General features: G+C 74.9%; 14 protein-coding genes. 7 read left to right on the forward strand and 7 right to left on the reverse strand.

Annotation, left to right across the window (positions count from 1 at the left end; genetic code table 11):
• Positions 1-23: 23 nt before the first annotated feature.
• The 4 genes from LV79_RS29770 to LV79_RS29785 form a co-directional block, all read right to left on the reverse strand.
• Positions 24-1,061: an Acg family FMN-binding oxidoreductase gene (locus LV79_RS29770; RefSeq protein ID WP_253841610.1), complete on the reverse strand. Its 1,038-nt coding sequence runs from the start codon at positions 1,059-1,061 to the stop codon at positions 24-26.
• Between the two features lie 100 nt (positions 1,062-1,161).
• Entirely contained in the window at positions 1,162-1,716 is a 555-nt protein-coding gene (locus tag LV79_RS29775) for a flavodoxin domain-containing protein (RefSeq protein ID WP_253841611.1), read from the reverse strand.
• A 234-nt stretch (positions 1,717-1,950) separates the two neighbouring features.
• Positions 1,951-2,589, reverse strand: coding sequence for a response regulator (locus tag LV79_RS29780; RefSeq protein ID WP_253841612.1), 639 nt, complete (start codon positions 2,587-2,589; stop codon positions 1,951-1,953).
• 162 nt (positions 2,590-2,751) lie between these two features.
• Positions 2,752-4,188, reverse strand: a complete 1,437-nt coding sequence (locus tag LV79_RS29785; protein ID WP_253841613.1) for a DUF4389 domain-containing protein — start codon at positions 4,186-4,188, stop codon at positions 2,752-2,754.
• A 236-nt stretch (positions 4,189-4,424) separates the two neighbouring features.
• On the opposite strand from LV79_RS29785, the gene LV79_RS34700 reads away from it, so the two are divergent.
• From LV79_RS34700 to LV79_RS29815, 6 genes are all read left to right on the forward strand, one after another.
• Positions 4,425-5,372 (forward strand): universal stress protein, encoded by a 948-nt coding sequence (locus LV79_RS34700; RefSeq protein WP_253841614.1) that lies wholly within the window; start codon positions 4,425-4,427, stop codon positions 5,370-5,372.
• Positions 5,335-6,372 carry an alcohol dehydrogenase catalytic domain-containing protein gene (locus LV79_RS29795; RefSeq protein WP_253841615.1) on the forward strand — a complete coding sequence of 346 codons (1,038 nt, stop codon included), beginning with the start codon at positions 5,335-5,337 and terminating at the stop codon, positions 6,370-6,372. Before LV79_RS34700 ends, LV79_RS29795 begins: the two co-directional genes overlap by 38 nt.
• A 74-nt stretch (positions 6,373-6,446) precedes the next feature.
• The gene (locus LV79_RS29800) at positions 6,447-7,046 is read left to right on the forward strand and encodes a hypothetical protein (RefSeq protein ID WP_253841616.1); all 600 of its coding nucleotides are present in this window, start codon (positions 6,447-6,449) and stop codon (positions 7,044-7,046) included.
• Positions 7,043-9,307, forward strand: a complete 2,265-nt coding sequence (ppsA, locus tag LV79_RS29805) for a phosphoenolpyruvate synthase (protein ID WP_253841881.1) — start codon at positions 7,043-7,045, stop codon at positions 9,305-9,307. Before LV79_RS29800 ends, ppsA begins: the two co-directional genes overlap by 4 nt.
• A gap of 194 nt (positions 9,308-9,501) precedes the next feature.
• Positions 9,502-9,702, forward strand: a complete 201-nt coding sequence (locus LV79_RS29810; RefSeq protein WP_372495500.1) for a P-type ATPase actuator domain-containing protein — start codon at positions 9,502-9,504, stop codon at positions 9,700-9,702.
• 98 nt (positions 9,703-9,800) lie between these two features.
• Positions 9,801-11,456, forward strand: a complete 1,656-nt coding sequence (locus LV79_RS29815; protein ID WP_253841882.1) for a sensor histidine kinase — start codon at positions 9,801-9,803, stop codon at positions 11,454-11,456.
• A gap of 169 nt (positions 11,457-11,625) precedes the next feature.
• Here the strand turns inward: LV79_RS29815 and LV79_RS29820 are convergent, their stop codons facing one another.
• Positions 11,626-12,147: a flavodoxin domain-containing protein gene (locus tag LV79_RS29820; RefSeq protein ID WP_253841617.1), complete on the reverse strand. Its 522-nt coding sequence runs from the start codon at positions 12,145-12,147 to the stop codon at positions 11,626-11,628.
• Between the two features lie 34 nt (positions 12,148-12,181).
• Positions 12,182-12,841, reverse strand: a complete 660-nt coding sequence (locus LV79_RS29825) for a LiaF transmembrane domain-containing protein (protein WP_253841618.1) — start codon at positions 12,839-12,841, stop codon at positions 12,182-12,184.
• A 310-nt stretch (positions 12,842-13,151) separates the two neighbouring features.
• Here LV79_RS29825 and LV79_RS29830 point away from each other — a divergent pair, with 310 nt between their 5' ends.
• Complete coding sequence (locus tag LV79_RS29830; protein ID WP_253841619.1) at positions 13,152-15,062, forward strand: hypothetical protein; 1,911 nt, start codon at positions 13,152-13,154, stop codon at positions 15,060-15,062.
• Here LV79_RS29830 and LV79_RS29835 read toward each other — a convergent pair.
• On the reverse strand, positions 15,034-15,663 hold the full coding sequence (locus LV79_RS29835) for a chymotrypsin family serine protease (RefSeq protein WP_253841620.1): 630 nt from the start codon (positions 15,661-15,663) through the stop codon (positions 15,034-15,036). The two genes, LV79_RS29830 and LV79_RS29835, sit on opposite strands and share 29 nt — an antisense overlap.
• Positions 15,664-15,680 lie beyond the last annotated feature (17 nt).

Here is a 15,680-nt window from a genome sequence, read left to right on the forward strand (position 1 = left end):
GCCACCCGCGTCCCGGCCGGTGACTACCCGGGCCGGTGCCCGGCGGCGCGGGGCCGGGCCGGGGCCATGCCGGGCAGGTAGGCGAACACGTCGGCCAACGGCCTGCGCGGGCTCTGCGGCACCGCTGGCGCCGAGGTCGGCGCGTAGCCCACCCGGACCACCAGTTGGGCGTGGCCCACACCGTCGAGGAAGCGGTCCCGGATCCGCTCGCGGTGCCGGGGCACCTCCAGCGGCTGCGACATCGGGCAGGTGGCCAGGCCGAGTTCGGTGGCCGTCAGCAGGACCGCGCTCGCGGCCTGCCCGGCGCGCAGCCGCGCGGTCTCGTCGTCATCGGTGGTGCCGAGCACGAGCAGGACCGACGCGTCCTGCTCGTGCTCGCCGGTGGGCGATGGCGCCAGGGAGCCCGCGGGGAACGCCCGCATCGGCACGCCCTCGACGTCGACGGTGCGCGCCGGGATCGCCCCCGCGGGCACGCCCTCCTCGGTGCTGCGGCCGCGACCGGCCCAGAAGGCCAGCTCGGAGGTGTAGGCGGGGTCCGCCTCCTGCTCGCGCGCGGCCGACGCGGCGGCGCGGGCGAACTGGTGCCGCTCGACGGGGTCGGTGACCGGTACCGCGACGACGCCGAAGTCCGCGGCGCGGCGCGCCATCAGGTCCAGGTGCCCGGTGGGCACGGCCCACGAGGAGTACGCCCGCCGGTCCGTGCGCCGGTCGTCCAGCGCCGTGACCAGCGCGATGTCCTCGGCGTCGGTGTGGTGCGGGTACGCCTGCACCGCGGCCAGGTGCTCGGGCTCGGCGGGGTTGGGCAGCAGGTGGGTCACCGCGCGCCAACCGAAGGCGGCCAGGGCTACCTCCAGGTGGTGCAGCGCGCCGCCGCAGCTGATCAGCAGGTCGCGGCCGTCCGGGTCGGTGGCGGGCACCCGGCGTTGCGGGTCCGCCATCAGGTGCACCGATCGATCCCCCACCAGCCAGCGCCACGGCTGGGTGTTGTGCACCGACGGCGCCCGGCACGCCAACGCGAGCGCGTCGAGCACCGTCTCGTGGTCGGGTCGGGTTCGCGTCATGTCCGATCGTCCTCTCGCCAGTGGGCCTTCCCCAACGGTCGCGGGCGCGCCGGGTCCCGGCCAGGGACCAACGGGCCGTTCCGGCAGAGACCGAAGGCGCTCACCCCGTGCGCGGCTGGACCTGTGTGGACAGACCTGGAGGTCCCGCTGGGGGCTGCTCGGTGGCGGGCGCGGTCGCCACCGCGCGGGCGATGCCAGCCGCCCAGGCGCGGATCTCGTCCCAGTCGCGGTAGTCGCCTGTGGACTTCCGGGCGATGGCGCGGTCGACGGCGCCGCGGGCGAGCGCCGGGTCGAGCCTGCCGCCGAACACGGTCGGAGCCGAGGCGCCCACGCGGGCGGCTCGGCGGCGGCCGCCCCGGGTGGCGACGGGGGTGCCCGGACGGGTGCCCACCCAACCGCTCTCGAAGAGCCAGACCCGGCGCCTGGCCAGTTCCTCGCGGTGGCGGCGGAAGAAGCGGGCGGCACCGCGGCGCCACCGCGCGACGTAGACAGCGCTGCCGAGGACGACCGTGTCGTAGCCGTCCAGTGCGCGGACCTCCAGCACGTCGTGGACCTTCACCCGCAGGCCGTGCGCCGCCAGCTCCGCGCCCACCGCTTCGGCGATCTCCTTCGTCGACCCCATCTTGCTCGCGTACAGCACCAGTGCTCGTTGCATGCGAACAGACTTCGCGCGCGACCGCCGTGCCTGCCAGAGCCGCAACGCCCGGTCCGGCACGTCCCTAGGACCCGTGGTGCGGTGCCCGGGTGCCGGGGACCAAGGACCCGGCACCCAGCCCTGGCGCTTCGCCGTCACCCGGCCGAGGCCGCGTCGAGGTGTGGTTCGACCGGGACCGCGTGGTGCTGACCACCGACCCGGACGTCACCGGGGCGCGCGTCGGCACCCGGTGGATCAGCGCCGCTCGTGGCGCAGATCGGCGGCCAGCACCGCGGCCTGGGTGCGGCGTTGCATGTTCAGCTTGGCCAGCAGGTGCGAGACGTAGTTCTTCACGGTCTTCTCGGCCAGGAACATCCGCTCGCCGATCTCCCGGTTGGTCAACCCCGCGCCGATGAGGTCGAAGACGGTGCGCTCCTGCTCGGTCAGGTCCGCGAGCGGGTCGCTGCGCGTGCGCTCCCGCCGGATGCGCTCCAGCAGGGCCGAGGTGGTCCTCGGGTCCAGCAACGACCCGCCCGCGCCCACGGTGCGCACGGCGGCGACGAGGTCGGTGCCCAGGACCTGCTTGAGCACGAAGCCCGACGCCCCCGCCAGGATGGCGTCGAGCAGCGCCTCGTCGTCGGGGAACGAGGTCAGCATCAGGCAGTGCAGTCCGGGTACCGCGGAGCGCAGGTCCCGGCAGAGTTCGACCCCGCTGCCGTCGGGCAGCCGGATGTCGAGCACCGCCACGTCCGGCCCCGCGGCGGGGACCCGCACCAGCGCCTCGGCGACCGAGGCGGCCTCGCCCACGATCTCGATGTCCGGCTCGTCGAGCAGGTCAGCCACCCCGCGCCGCACGATCTCGTGGTCGTCGACCAAGAACACCCGCAGGCCCATCGCCCCCCCGTTCGTCCACCGCCGTCCGCGACCCACTGTAGGTCGCCGCCGCGGACCTCTCCAGTGCGAGCGGGGGGGTTGCCCGCCACCCGGCGGTGCGCGGTGGTGATCGGCAGCCTCACCACCGCGACCGGTGCCCAGGTGCCTGCCGTCGCCCGCGGTTCACGAAGGGGGCCCGGCGGCGCCCGCGCGCCGCGCGGCACCGACGACCAGCGCCGCACCGCAGGCGAGGGCGGCCGCTCCGGTGGCGAACAGGGCGACCGCGATCCAGGGCAGGGCGGGGGCGGTGGCGCCGACCGAGGCGCGCACCCGGACCCCGGCCGAGGCGTCGGCGTTCATCACCACCACGGTCCACTCGCCGGGGGCGGGCGCCCAGTCGAGCGCGACCGTTCCGGTCCCGGTGGCCGAGGCGGTCCAGAACCCCGCCGCGGCAGGCCGGGCGGGGGACTGCCACCCGGCGACCTCCTCGGTCGTCGGGCCGTTCTCCCCGTCCGCCCGCAGGACCGCGTGCGCGACACCGCCCAGGTACCGGTCGACGTCGTCGGCCGGGGCGACACCGACGAACACCGCGCGGTCACCGGCCCGCACGCGCACCGAGACCTCGCCCACTGCGGCGGCGGCCCAGGACCACCCCGGGTCCGCGTCCAGGTCCACCCGGGGCGCCGTCACGGCGTGGCCGCCGCTGGCCAGTACCCGCTGCGGTGTGCTGAGGTAGCCGTCTGCGTCGCGCTGGGTCCGGTCGGCCACCAGCACGGCGATGCCGCCGGTGAGCACGCCGACCGCGGCCATCGCCACCACCGAACCGGTGATCAGCGCGAGCACCCGGCCCACCGTCCACCCTTCGCGGTGCGGCGCGGGCCCGCCGATCGCCGGGAGGTCCGAAGTGGACTCGGCAGCGGCGGGAGGGGCCGGGGTGGCGGTCGACGGGCCGGGCGCGCCGCCGTCGGGCTCGGTCGGCCCGGTGTCGAGCCGGAACGGCGGGTACTCGTCGGTGAGCAGCGCGGCGTACGCCGCCACCCGCAACACCCACCGGTCGAGGCCGACGAGCAGGTCGTGCAGGGGCCGCGGGTAGGTCCCCCTGACCAGCAGCACGACCCCCGCCACCAGGGTGAGCACGCCGATCAGCCCGCCCGCGCCCCAGTGGAACCCGTCGCCGCTGGTGCCCGCCACCCAGAGACCACCACCGGCGAGCAGGCCCACGACGACGTAGTGCGGCAGCGCCAACAGCCACCACTTCACCAGGACGAGCCCGCGGGAGAGCCTCGGCGGGTAGTCGACCGCCAACCGCGCCGGGTAGTCGGGGACGTCGGCGAGGGTGAACGGCGGGTACCGGTCGGTGCCCAGCGCCGCGTAGCCGTAGTAGTGCACCCGCCAGCTCCAGCGCAGGACGCCGACGCTGAAGTCGAACAGCGGGCGCGGGTAGCGGCCGGTGGCCAGGATCGCGAAGAAGGCCAGCACGCCGACGACGGCGAACGCGAGCCACAACGCGCTCAGCACCAGCAGGTGCGGCAGCAGCAGCACCCACTTGACCAACCACAACCACCGCGACGGCGCACCCAACTCGCCGGTCACCCTGACCGCGCCCACCCGTTCGTCCATGGCCTCCCACCCCCGTGTCCGGTTGTCCCCAGCCTCCTGGGCAGGCCACCGGTGGGGACAGCGACGGAAGTCCCGGTCCGACCGGGCAGTCCGCACCGTCCACACCGGATGGGGTGGGTGCGGCGGGGACAAAGTCCCACCTCGCCCGGGTCCCCGGGCGGTGTCGCGCGGTCGACGGCCGGAGCAGCGTGGGTGGCGTGCCCGTGGTGGCGAGGTAAACCGGTGGGAGGTAGCGGGTGGGAGACGACGAGATCGTGGTCGCCGTCGACGGGTCGATCCCGTCGCTGGCAGCCGCGCGGTGGGCCGCGGTCGAAGCGGGCCAGCGGGGCCTGCCGCTGCGGCTGGTGCACGCGTGCGTGCGGGCGCCGACGCCCTACCCGCGCACGCGCGACGAGCAGGTCGCTGTCTTCCACGCCCTGTCCGACCACGGCCGGACCTGGTTGCGCGAGGCGCAGGGACTGGTCGAGCGGACCTGCCCCGGGCTCGACGTGCGGCAGGACCTGCGCGTCGGGCAGGCGGTGGCGGTCGTGCTCGCCGCGGCGCGGCGGGCGGTCCTGGTGGTCACCGGTGCGCGCGGTCTCGGCGGGTTCGACGGCCTCGCCGTGGGGTCGGTGGCGTCCGGACTGGCGCACCACGCCCCGTGCCCGGTCGTCATCGTGCGCGACGACCGCTTCCCCGTCGCCGACGAACCGGTCGTCGTCGGGGTCGACGGCTCCGCGGCGGGTGCCGCCGCGCTCGCCTTCGCCGTGGGAGAGGCGGTGCTGCACGGGGTGGACCTGGAGGTGGTGCACACCTGGAGCCCGGTCGCGTTCCCGGACATGTGGGCGGTCCAGCCGCTGGACGCCGACCTCGCGGCGCTCGCCGCGCGGGAGGAAGGCCTCCTGCGGCGGTTGGTCGAACCGCACCGGGCAGCGCACCCCGGGCTGACCGTGCGCACCGTCGTCGTCCGGGACCGCCCGGTGCGCGCGCTGCTCGACCGCGCGGCCGGTGCCCGGTTGCTGGTGGTCGGCGGCCGGGGGCGGCACGCACACCCCGGTGTCGGCCTCGGGTCGACCAGCGCCTCCTTGACGCACGTGAGCCCCGGGCCGCTCGCGGTGGTGCGCGCGGCACCCGTACCGGACAACGAGAACCCCATCGGGAGGGAACATGAAGGCGATGGTCTACAGCGGACTGAAGAATCCTGAGTGGACCGAGGTGCCCGCGCCGGGGGTCCGCGACCCCGGCGACGCGGTCGTGCGGGTCACGGCCGTGACCATCTGCGGCACCGACCTGCACATCCTCGGCGGTGACGTGCCGGAGGTCGAGGTGGGCCGGGTGCTGGGCCACGAGGCCGTGGGGGTGGTCGAGCGGGTCGGTCCCGGTGTGGTGGCGCTGCGCGAGGGCGACCGGGTCCTGGTCTCCTGCATCAGCGCGTGCGGTCGCTGCCGGTTCTGCCGGGCCGGGGTGTTCGGCCAGTGCCGGGGCGGCGGTGGCTGGGTCCTCGGCCACACCGAGGACGGCACCCAGGCCGAGTACGTGCGGGTGCCCTTCGCCGACACCTCGACCCACGTCCTGCCGGACGCGGTGACCGACGCCGCGGCCGTCATGCTCGCCGACGTCTTCCCGACCGCGTACGAGGTCGGGGTGCGCAACGGCCGGGTGCGGCCCGGCGACAGCGTGGTGGTCGTCGGTGCGGGACCGATCGGGTTGGCCGCGGTGCGCACCGCGAACCTCTACAGCCCCGGGCACGTCCTGGTCGTCGACCCGGTGCCCGCCCGCCGCGCCGCCGCGCAGCGCCTCGGCGCTGACGCCGCGGTGGCCACCGCGGAGCAGGCCGCGGCGGTCGTGGCCGAGGTGACCGGGGGGCTCGGCGCCGACGTCACCATCGAGGCCGTCGGCGTGCCGGAGACCTTCGAGCTGTGCGCGTCCCTGGTCCGCCCCGGTGGCCGGGTGGCCAACGTCGGGGTGCACGGTCGGCCCGCCGCGCTGCACCTGGAACAGCTGTGGATCAAGGACGTGACCATCACGACCGGGCTGGTCGACACGATCACCACCCCCGAGTTGCTGCGCATGGTCGCCGCGGGCCGCCTGGACGTCGAGCAGTTGATCACACACCGGTTCGAGCTGGGGGAGATGGCGCGGGCGTACCAGACCTTCGCCGACGCCGCCGACACCGGGGCGCTGAAGGTGGTGCTCTCGCGGTGAACGCCGAGCACCTGCGCGGATCCGGATCACAAGTTGCCCCGGCCACGGAGCCGGGCCCGCCAGAAGGAGTCACGATGAGCACCACTTCACACACCGGTTCCCCGACCCGGACCAGCCCCACCACGGCAGAGGTGGGGCACACCCGCCCGCGGGGCACCGCGGCCGCCCATCCGGCGTTGGCGGTGACGCGCCTGGTCATGGCCGGGATCTTCCTCTGGGCGTTCCTGGACAAGGCGTTCGGCTGGGGCTACGCGACCCCCGCGGGCAAGGGGTGGTTCGACGGCGGGTCACCGACCCGGGGGTTCCTCAGTGGACTCGACCACGGCCCCTTCGCGGGCGCGTTGCGCTCGTGGGCGGGCAACCCGGTCGCCGACTGGCTGTTCATGCTCGGGTTGCTCGGAGTCGGTCTCGCCCTGCTGCTGGGGATCGGGCTGCGGGTCGCCGCGGTGAGCGGGGTGGTGATGATGGGTCTCATGTGGGTCGCGGAGTGGCCGCTCGCGCGGCACACCGACCACGGTGGGCTGACCCGGTCCACCAACCCGCTGCTGGACTACCACGTCGTCTACGCGGTGGTGCTCGTGCTGCTCGCCGCCCTCGCCGCGGGCGACGTGTGGGGCCTGGGTCGCCGTTGGTCGGCCATGAGCTTCGTGCGGAGCAACCCGTGGCTGCGCTGACCACCACCGACACCCGCGGTGTGCCCGCCGGGGCGGGTGCGGCGACCGGGGAGTTCGTGGTCGACCTCGCCCAGGTGCGCGCCCCCGACGCGGCACTGGTCGGGGGCAAGGGCGCCAACCTCGGCGAGCTCATCGCCGCTGGGTTCCCGGTGCCGGAGGGTTTCGTCGTCACCGCGCACGCCTACCTGCACTCGATGGGCCTCGCCGGTGTGCGCGCCGCTCTGCTCGCTGCCGGGCCGCAGGACGCCCGCCAGTCGCAGGAGCGGGTGCGTGAGGCCGGGATCGCCGCCGAGGTCGCCGTGGCGGTGCGGGCCGCCTACCGCGCGCTCGGTCCGGGCGCGGTGGTGGCGGTGCGCTCGTCGGCCACCGCGGAGGACTCGGCCGACCTCTCGTTCGCCGGGATGAACGACACCTTCACCAACGTCGAGGGGGAGGAGGACCTGCTGGCGGCGGTGACCGCGTGCTGGGCGTCGCTGTTCGGCGAGCGGTCGCTGGCCTACCGCCGGGAGCGGGCCGTCCCCGGCGAACCGGCGATCGCGGTGGTCGTGCAGCGGATGGTCCCCGCCCAGCGCTCGGGGGTGATGTTCACCGCCGACCCGGTCACCGGGGACACCGACCGGATCGTGGTCGAGGCGGCCTTCGGTCTCGGCGAGGTCGTCGTCGGCGGGGTGGTGGAACCCGACACCTACGTGCTGGCCAAGCGGGACCTGCGGGTGCTGAGCAGTCGGGTCGGGCACCAGCGCGAGATGGTGGTGCGCGGCCCGGCAGGTGGGGACGCGCGGGTGGCGCTCACCCCGGCCGAGGGAGGCCGCCGGGTGCTCACCGACGTCGAGGCGATCGCCCTGGCCAGGATGGGCACCCGGGTGCGCGAGCACTACGGCGCCGAGCAGGACATCGAGTGGGCGATCTCGGGTGAGAGGACGTGGCTGGTGCAATCCCGCCCGATCACGACGCTCACCACCGACCGCGGCGCGGATGGGGAGCTCAGCGGGCTGGCCGCGTCCCCCGGGGAGGCGACCGGGACCGTGCGGGTCCTGCTCGACGCCACCGATCCCGCCGGGTTCGCCGACGGTGACGTGCTGGTGGCCCCGATGACCGACCCCGACTGGATGCCGCTGCTGCGCCGGGCCGCGGCCGTGGTCACCGACGAGGGCGGCTTGACCTGCCACGCCGCCATCGTCGCCCGCGAACTCGGGGTGCCGTGCGTGGTGGGCACCCGGGAGGCGACCGCGCGGCTGCGCGACGGCGAGCGGGTGACCGTGGACGGCACGGCGGGTCTGGTGGTCCTCGGCGGGTCCCGGCGCACGCGGTCGACCACACCGGCGCGGGTGCGCGAGCCGGTGCCGGTGGTCGGGGCGGCCGAATCCCTGGGAACCCGGGTGTACGTGAACCTGGCGGTCCCGGAGCACGCCGCGCACGCCGCGGCGCTGCCGGTGGACGGGGTCGGTCTGCTGCGCGCCGAGCTGATGCTCACCGACGCGCTGCGGGCCACGCACCCACGCCGGTTCCTCGCCGAGCACGGGCCCGAGGAGTTCGTCACCGCGATGGTCGAGCCGCTCACCGCGATCGCCTCGGCGTTCGGCACCCGACCGGTCGTCTACCGCGCGACGGACCTGCGCACCAACGAGTTCCGCGGCCTCACCGGCGGTGCGGAGTTCGAGCCGGTGGAGCGCAACCCGATGATCGGCTTCCGCAGCTGCCACCGGTACGTGCGCGACCCCGAGCTGTTCGCCCTCGAGCTGCGCGCGGTGGCGCGGGTGCGCGAGCGGAGCCCGAACCTGCACCTGATGCTGCCCTTCGTCCGCACCAAGTGGGAGCTGGAGGCCTGCCTGCACCTGGTCGACGCGAGCCCGCTCGGCCGACAGCGCGGGCTGCTGCGCTGGGTGATGGCCGAGGTGCCCTCCTCGGCGTACTGGATCGGCGAGTACGCGGGACTCGGCGTCGACGGCGTGTCCATCGGCAGCAACGACCTCACCCAGCTCGTGCTCGGCGTCGACCGCGACTCGGCGCTGTGCGCGGAGGTCTTCGACGAGGCCGACCCCGCGGTGCTGGACGTGATCGGCCGCATCGTCGGCGCCTGCCGGGCCGCGGGGATCACCTCCTCGCTGTGCGGCCAGGCACCCACCGGACGACCGGAGTACGCCGAGCACCTGGTGCGCCTGGGCATCACCTCGGTGTCGGTCGACCCCGGCTCGGTCACCGCGGTCCGCGCCGCCATCGGGTCCGCCGAGCGGAGGCTGCTGCTGGCCTCGGTTCGGTGAGCACGTCCGGTGCCTCCCGGTGGCGGCCGGGAGGCACCGGCGCGTGCCCGCACGCCCGGCGCGGGCGCCGGGCCGTTGGCCGTGGTGGCTGGCCCGGGGGGGTGCGGCCTGGTCGGCCAGTTCACCCACCCCGCTCGCGTCGCTGCTCTGGCTCGCCGCGGCGCGCGGTCGCCGCGCTCACCGCCTACCTGCCGATGCGGGCGACCGTCGTGCGCGACGGGCGGCGCACCCGGGTGGCGGTGACCGAGGTGGTCCCGGGGGACGTGGTGATCGTGGCCGAGGGCAACCGGGTCCCCGCGGACGCGCGGCTGCTCGAGGGGCGGTGGAGGTCGACATGTCCGCCCTCACCGGGGCAATCGGCCCTGGTGCCGCGCTCAGCCGACCGAACAGGGTGACCACCGCGGCACCTCATCCGGGTGGTGCGGACCACCCGGCGGTTGACGCCGTGCCATTGTCCTGTTGTCGGGCGAGAGCGGAGACCAAGGTGGAGCAGATGGGCAGGGCGACCGGGTTGATCTCCGGTCTGCGGTTGGACGAGCTGTTGCGCGAGCTCCACGAGCGCATCGGCGACCTGATGCGCACGCGCGACAGCCTGCAGGGCCTGCTCGACGCGGTGATGGCGGTCGCCGCCGGGCTGGAGTTGGACTCGACGCTGCAGCGGATCGTGCAGGCGGCGGTCGACCTGGTCGACGCCCGCTACGGTGCGTTGGGCGTGCTGGGCCACCGCGGGTTGTCCCGCTTCCTCTACGAGGGCATTGATGCCGAGACCCGCTCCGGGATGGGGCACCTGCCCGAGGGGCGCGGTCTGCTGGGTCTGCTGATCGAGCACCCGGAGCCGATCCGGCTGCTCGACCTGGCCAAGCACCCCGCGTCGGTGGGGTTCCCGCCGAACCACCCGCCGATGGGGAGTTTCCTCGGCGTCCCGGTGCGCATCCGGGGTGAGGTGTTCGGCAACCTGTACCTCACCGAGAAGCGGGGTGGGCCGTTCACCGCCGAGGACGAGGCGGTGGTCCAGGCGTTGGCCGCCGCCGCCGGTGTGGCGATCGAGAACGCGCGGCTGTTCGAGCGCTCGCGCGATCGCGAGCGGTGGTTGACGGCGGCCGCCGAGGTGAACACCCAGTTGCTCGCTGGCGCGTCCCAGGGCGAGACGCTCGACCTGATCTCCCGCCGGGTGCTGGAGCTGACCAGGGCGGACTGCGCGCTGATCCTGCTGGTCGACAAGACGACCCGGGACCTGCTGCGGGTCGGCGCCGCCACTGGGACGGTCGGCGAGCTGCTCTCCGACGCCGAGGTCGCCGCGTTCGCGCCGCTGATCGAGGAAGTCCTGGCGACCGGGGAGGCCAGGGAGGTCGCCGACCTGGCCGTCGAGCTGGGCTGCGGCTCGCTCGGGCCCGCCGTCGTGGTTCCGCTGCGCACCGCGGGCGGTGTGCTGCTGGCCGCTCGGGAGACCGCCGGGCGGTCCTTCGGCCCGGACAAGGCCCCCATGCTCGCCTCCTTCGCGAGCCAGGCCGCCGTGGCGCTGGAACTGGCGGAGAAGCAGCGCTCGCAGCGGCGGCTCGACGTGCTCGCCGACCGCGACCGGATCGCCCAGGACCTGCACGACCACGTGATCCAACGCCTCTACGCCACCGGGATGAGCCTGCAGGGCACCTCGCGCCGCATCGAGAGCGGCGACATCCGCGATCGGGTCCAGCTCGCCGTGGCGCAGCTCGACCAGACCGTGCGCGAGATCCGCACCTCGATCTTCGACCTGCAGGCCGCCGACGAGTCGAGCAGCCTGCGCCGCCGCCTGCTCGACGTGGTCGCCGAGATCGGTGCGGGCGCCCCGGTGTCCCCCGCGGTCGCGATGTCCGGCGCGATCGACACCGTGGTTCCCGCCGAGGTCGGCGAGCACGCCGTCGCGGTGCTGCGCGAGGCGCTGAGCAACGCCGTCCGCCACGCGGGTGCCACGGAGATCGCGGTGGCGGTGACGGCGGGTGACGAGCTGCTCGTCGAGGTGCACGACGACGGCGTCGGCCTCGGTGAACCGGGCCGACGCAGCGGCCTGGACAACATGGTCCGCCGGGCCGCCCAGTGCCGCGGCCGGTGCGAGATGGACCCGGCCGAAGGCGGCGGAACCGTGGTGCGCTGGGTGGTCCCGCTCGGCTGATCGTCGAGCGGGCGCGGCACCGCGGTCTCGAGGTGGGTTGGGCCCGCCGCCGGGACCGGCCACGGGCAAGCGGCGCGCCCGGTCCCGGCGACCGGGACCCGCACCCCGTCCGCCCGCGCTGACCGCCGGACGAGCGGCACCCGCGCCGACTCCGCCCCGCGCGGTGAGATCAGCCGGGCGCTCCACCGCGCCGCATGTCGGCCCCGATCCGCCTCGCCCAGGCGTCGATCGCCCGCCAGTCCCGGTGATCGCCGAAACGGCCGCCCATCGCCCGGAACAGCCGCGCACCCAGCTTGCCGAGCCCCTCGGCGGTGACCACGCCGGTGAACAACCTGTGCCCCCTGGCGCGCGCGGCGTCGGGCAGGCGTGCGAGGACACCCGCTTCCTCCCGGTGCGCCCACCGCCGCATCGGACCGCGGAACGCACCCGGCAGGCCGACGCTGAACAACCACACCGGTCTGCTGGACAGGACCTGGCTCTCCCGCGACAGGAAGGCGGTCGCACGGGGCAACCACGCGCCGCCGTGCACCGCGCTGCCGAGGACGACCGCGTCGAAGCCGCGGGCGTCCGGCGCCTCGGCGATGTCCGACACCGCCACGTCGTACCCCTGCTCCCGCAAGGTCTCCGCGATCCGGCGGGCCACACCCCCGGTCGACCCGGCGGCGGTCGCGTACCCGACCAGCACCCTCATCCGGCGCCTCCCCTCGTCCGATCTGGTTCCCCGCTCAGCCGGGTTCGTTGCCCACCCGGATCCCGCCGAAGGCCGCGGTGGCGCGCACGACGAGCACGGGCGCGTCCGGCGGCAGCGCCGAGTCGGTGGTCTTGTCCTCGCAGCCGCCCATCACCGGGATTCCGGTGATGCGCACGCGCCACCCGTGCGGCACCAGGATGTCCACCCCGCCGAACAGCGCCAGGGCGTCCACGGTCGCCTCGCGGTCCACGTGCGCCCCGCGCAGGTCCAGGGTGGCGCCACCGAACACGGCGGAGACCTCGGCGTGGGTCAGGTGCGCGGAGCGGTCGACGGCCCTGCTGCCGCCGAAGACCGCGACCGGCGTGGCGAACCGGTCGTGCGTGGCGACTCGGTGCGTGCTCAACCGGGCCAGCACCGAGGCGCCCAGGACCACGAACACCGCGGGCCACAGCACACCACCGTGCGCCCAGCCCGCCTGGTCGGCCAGCAGCACGAACCCGAGGACCACGACCACGACCGGGCCGACCGACACCCGCCGCTGCACGAGCACGACCACGCCGCCCAAGCCGATGACCGCCACCGGCCACCAGTGGTCGACAACGCCCCCCGCGTCGAACCAGGCGAACGCGTCGGCCAGCCCCAGCACGCCGACCACCAGCAACACCAGGCCGATCCACAGGCGAACCGCTTTCACGCGCGACCTCCTCGTGCGGCAAGGGCACCCGGCGGGGATCCGCCGCCGTCGCCGGGCAGTGCGAGCACACCCGACGCTAGGGCGGCACTCGAGCCGGGCAACGCCCGCGGAGGTCCCGCACCCGCAGGGCCTTCCGCCTCCGACCACCCGTGGCTCCGCGCCCCGGTCACCTGTTCGGACCAGCGCGGCGCGACGGCGGGGACCTTGGTCACCGGACGCGGGATCGTCCGGTCCCTTGGCGGCCCGGCCGCGCGGCGCCACTGTCGACGGGCACAGGTGATCTTGGGAGTGCGGCGGTGGGAGGCTGGCGATGAGCAGGGGTGGGAAGACCAGCGGCGCGGTGGGAGTGGCGTTGGCGGTCGTGGCGTTGCTCGCGGTGGGCGCCGCGCGGTCGGCGGGGGAGGAGGTGGCGACCCCGGCGGCGGGGAACCCGACGGCACCGGGCGGTGCCGCGGCGGTGGTCACGGCCGCGGCGACCGCGCCGAGCGGCCCGACCCGCCCGCCGGTGACCACGACAGCGGTACCTGCGAGCGCCGCGCCGCCCACCTCGGACACCGCGCCACCGGTCCCGGTGGACGCCCCGACACCCACGTCGGTCGCCGGGCCACCGGTTCCGGCCGACACCGCACCGGCGTCGCCGGTCACCACCACCGAGCGGCCCGCGCCTGAGCGGGTGCGCCAGGTCGAGGTGCCGGACTTGCGCGTGACGCTGTCGTTCGCCAAGACCTCCTACGACATCCACGAGTCGGCCGTGATCCGCCTGTCGGTCGTCAACGCGGGCACCGGCACCGCTACCCGCGTCGCGCTGAGCACGTCCGGGCCGCTCTCCCCGTCCTGGGCGGGCAACCTGTTCCCCGGCGCCGCGCTGGCCCCCGGGCAAGTGGTGACCGACACCGGGACCGTGCCGCTGATCCAGCTCACCGACGACGGCCCCCTCACGCTGACCGCCACCGTGTCCGCCGACGAGGCCGACGCCGACGAAGCCGACAACACCGCGAGCGCGACAACGCTGGTCACCCTGGTCCGCGCGCCGCTGAGCGGGGTCGTCTACGGCGACGCCGACCGCGACTCGACCTTCGAGCCCGGGGAGGAGCTGGTCGGCGTGGCGGTGCGAGCTGCGGGCGGGACCCCGAACCGGACCTACGAGACCACGTCGGGCGCGGGCGGGGGGTTCACCTTCGACGAGCTGGCCGTCGGGTCCTACTGGGTGAGCGCGCGGACCTCCACGGGGTGGCGGTTCGCGGGCGTGCCCGCGCGGGTCGCGCCGGGCGGCGACCTGATCATCTCGCTGCCCGGGGTGCGGCCCTTGGCCGAGGACCTGTCCGCGACGATGGCCTTCCAGCCCGGGGAGGCCCCCGCCGGGCTGGCCACGCCGCTGGTGGTGACCCTCACCAACCGCGGCCCGGCGCTGACCGGGCTGGTCGCGCACTGCGACGACTCGGGGACATCCGGAACCCGTTGGGACGCCCTCGGACGCAACGGCGGCGGTGTGACCGTCCCGGAACGGTCCGAGGTGCGGGTCGAGGTCCTGGTGGGCATCCCGGTCACCGCCCCGGTGGGCGGCGTGTTCACCGTGAGCTGCACCTTCGACAACTTCTACAGCCGTCCCGACGCGGTCCCGGCGACCGCGTCGGTGCGGGTGCTGCCCGGTGTGGCCGAGCTGTCCGGTTCGGTCTACGCGACGTCGCCGGGGGACCTGTGCCGGATGAGTTCGCAGTGCATTTACCTGCGGGGAGGCAGCCCGGGCGTGCGGGTGCTCCTGCGCGAGAGGTCGACCGGGCGCGTGGTCGCCCGAACCACCAGCACCACGTGGGGGACTTACACCTTCCCACCGCTCCCACCAGGGGACTACCTGATCGATGCCGAGGGCGGGTGGCGCGTCCAGGTGTTCGAGCAGGCCATCCGGCTCGTGGTGGGGTACAACAGCCTCCGGTTGTGGGTCGTCAGCGCCTCGTACCTGATCACCCCGAGCAGTCCGACCGGCGCGACCGCCGTGTCCTCCACAACGGCGCCCGCTCCCGCCGCGGCCCGCGCGCCACTGCCGAGCGGTTCGACCGCAGGCCTGGCCCGAACCGGCGCGAGCACCGCGCCCGCCTTGCTGGGCGCGGTGATGGTCCTGACAGGCGCCTGCCTGATCCGCCTATCGCGCCGCTGCCGCCCACCAACCGGGGGTTGCCCCGCGCGGGAAGGGGTTACCACTCGATGTTGGCGAAGGGGGTGAACCAGCCGACTCGTTTGCCCTCGATGACGGCGAAGCCGCCGTGGAGGCCGTAGCAGAGGGCGCCGTCCTGGAGGGCGGAGAGGACGGGGGCGCCGCTGTCGCCGACGGTGGTCGGGTGGGTGTAGTCCACTACGACGACGTTGTGGGCGAGTTCGCCGGTGGTGCCGTCGCGGACGTCGGCCTTCTTGTGCAGGACCGTTCCGGTGACCGCGCCGCTGTTCGCGCCTTGGAGCACGACGCTCGCGCCGATGTCGGGGAGTCCGGGTTTGTCGAACTTCACCGTGATGGTGGTGTTGTCGTCGACCCACACCCCGCCCACCTTGGCGGGGATCCCGACCGATCCGCTGACCACCGCCAGGTCCGCGCCGTCAGTGAGCAGGTTGGTCTCCACGACGCCCGCGGTGACCGCCAACCCCGGCTGCCCGACGAGGTCTCCCGCGTTGCCGACCGCGTGCCCGGCGGTCACGAACGTGAACAGCGGTCCGTCCGCGCTGATGACCAACCCCAGCGTCGCCGTCGCGAGCTGGTCGGTTCCCCGCCTGCCCTCGACGCGGATACCGCCGACCAACGGCCGGACCTGCTTGTTCCCCGCTGCGGGCATCTGTTGCCTCCCAAAGA

The organism is Actinokineospora globicatena, from assembly GCF_024171945.1.
Taxonomy (GTDB): domain Bacteria; phylum Actinomycetota; class Actinomycetes; order Mycobacteriales; family Pseudonocardiaceae; genus Actinokineospora; species Actinokineospora globicatena.

Bases quoted from the DNA above. Each gene is read 5' to 3' on its own strand.
- LV79_RS29835 (WP_253841620.1), bottom strand. From the start codon at position 15,663: ATGCCCGCAGCGGGGAACAAGCAGGTCCGGCCGTTGGTCGGCGGTATC.
- LV79_RS29795 (WP_253841615.1), top strand. From the start codon at position 5,335: ATGAAGGCGATGGTCTACAGCGGACTGAAGAATCCTGAGTGGACCGAG.
- LV79_RS29810 (WP_372495500.1), top strand. From the start codon at position 9,502: ATGCGGGCGACCGTCGTGCGCGACGGGCGGCGCACCCGGGTGGCGGTG.
- LV79_RS29785 (WP_253841613.1), bottom strand. From the start codon at position 4,188: ATGGACGAACGGGTGGGCGCGGTCAGGGTGACCGGCGAGTTGGGTGCG.
- LV79_RS29780 (WP_253841612.1), bottom strand. From the start codon at position 2,589: ATGGGCCTGCGGGTGTTCTTGGTCGACGACCACGAGATCGTGCGGCGC.
- LV79_RS29820 (WP_253841617.1), bottom strand. From the start codon at position 12,147: ATGAGGGTGCTGGTCGGGTACGCGACCGCCGCCGGGTCGACCGGGGGT.
- LV79_RS29775 (WP_253841611.1), bottom strand. From the start codon at position 1,716: ATGCAACGAGCACTGGTGCTGTACGCGAGCAAGATGGGGTCGACGAAG.
- LV79_RS29800 (WP_253841616.1), top strand. From the start codon at position 6,447: ATGAGCACCACTTCACACACCGGTTCCCCGACCCGGACCAGCCCCACC.
- LV79_RS29770 (WP_253841610.1), bottom strand. From the start codon at position 1,061: ATGACGCGAACCCGACCCGACCACGAGACGGTGCTCGACGCGCTCGCG.
- LV79_RS29830 (WP_253841619.1), top strand. From the start codon at position 13,152: ATGAGCAGGGGTGGGAAGACCAGCGGCGCGGTGGGAGTGGCGTTGGCG.
- LV79_RS29815 (WP_253841882.1), top strand. From the start codon at position 9,801: ATGGGCAGGGCGACCGGGTTGATCTCCGGTCTGCGGTTGGACGAGCTG.